This window comes from Sphingobium sp. AP50, assembly GCF_900109095.1.
Taxonomy (GTDB): domain Bacteria; phylum Pseudomonadota; class Alphaproteobacteria; order Sphingomonadales; family Sphingomonadaceae; genus Sphingobium.
Genome location: NZ_FNYZ01000069.1, coordinates 1 through 1171, shown reverse-complemented (window position 1 = coordinate 1171; position 1171 = coordinate 1). Strand labels below are relative to the sequence as shown.

General features: G+C 58.8%; 1 protein-coding gene. It reads right to left on the bottom strand.

Annotated elements, in window-relative coordinates:
• Positions 1–21: 21 nt before the first annotated feature.
• The gene (locus tag BMY84_RS28915) at positions 22–1101 is read right to left on the bottom strand and encodes a transposase (protein ID WP_218147077.1); all 1080 of its coding nucleotides are present in this window, start codon (positions 1099–1101) and stop codon (positions 22–24) included.
• Between the last annotated feature and the right edge of the window lie 70 nt (positions 1102–1171).

Sequence of the window (1171 nt, the reverse complement as noted above, 5' to 3'; positions counted from 1 at the left end):
CTCAGCAACCGTGTTGATGTGTCAAGTTATCTGTTGCCACTGGGATTTGGATTGCAGGACGGCATTGGCGGTGACGATGAGTTTTCGCATGGCGGCGACGATGGCCAGCTTTGGAGGTTTTCCGTCTTTCCGCAGGCGCTGATAGAAGCTTTTAACAGTTGGATTATATCGGATGGCACTGAGCGTTGCCATGTAGAGGACGCAGCGGACGGAGCGTCGTCCCCCGGCGATATGGGCCTCGCCGCGCATGGAGCCGGAGTCACGGTTCATCGGAGCGACGCCGACGAGGGCGGCAATCTGCTTTTTGCCAATCAAGCCCAGTTCGGGAAGTTCTGCGACCAGGGTGGAGGCCGTTGTAGGGCCGAAACCGGGGATGGAACGTAGCAGGGCAGCGCGGTTGGCCAGCAGCGGATCGGCCTTGATCCCTTCCTCGATGCAACGGTCGATATCAGCAATTTCCTCGACCAGAAAAGCCAGATGGCGCTTGAGCGAAACGGCGAGCCGGACATCATCGGGATGCGCCGAGCGCTGCTTTTCCATGGCTGCCATTTCGACGAGTTGACGACGGCGACGCACCAGATCGGCAAGTTGCAATTGCGTTTGGCTTGGCGGTGGTGCGGGATGGGGCTGCATCGCCTGAGCGAACCGCAGGATGATGCCTGCGTCAATCGCATCCGTTTTGGCCAGCCGTCCCGTCGCTCGTGCAAAATCCCGTATCTGGCGCGGATTGATCCGACTGAAGGCGATCTGTCGATGCGCCATGTCGCGCTGCAGGCGACGTGTGTAACGACCGGTGGCTTCGCACACCAATTGCGGCGCATCAAACCCGGCAAGCTTGCGGGCTAATGCCTTCAGTCCTTCAGGGGCATTCTGTGTCCGCCAAACCCTGGCGCAACCGGGAAAGGCGATATCGAGATGATCCTTCGATACATCGACACCGATATAGGTTCTTCCATCCAACATGACAGCCTCCGCCTTGCATACGGGCACAAAGCCCAGCCAACCGTTCGAGACATTCACGGCGGAGCAGACGGCCTCGCTGAGACGCGGGCTCAAACCCAAGGACGAACACGACCGAATGCTCCGTGCAGATGGGGTCATGACCCCATCTGCACGCAATCAACACCTCACATAGGTTTTGATCACCCAATCATCATGCAAGGACGAACGG

Coding starts and splice junctions, on each gene's coding strand:
- BMY84_RS28915 (WP_218147077.1), bottom strand. CDS start 1,101: ATGACCCCATCTGCACGGAGCATTCGGTCGTGTTCGTCCTTGGGTTTG.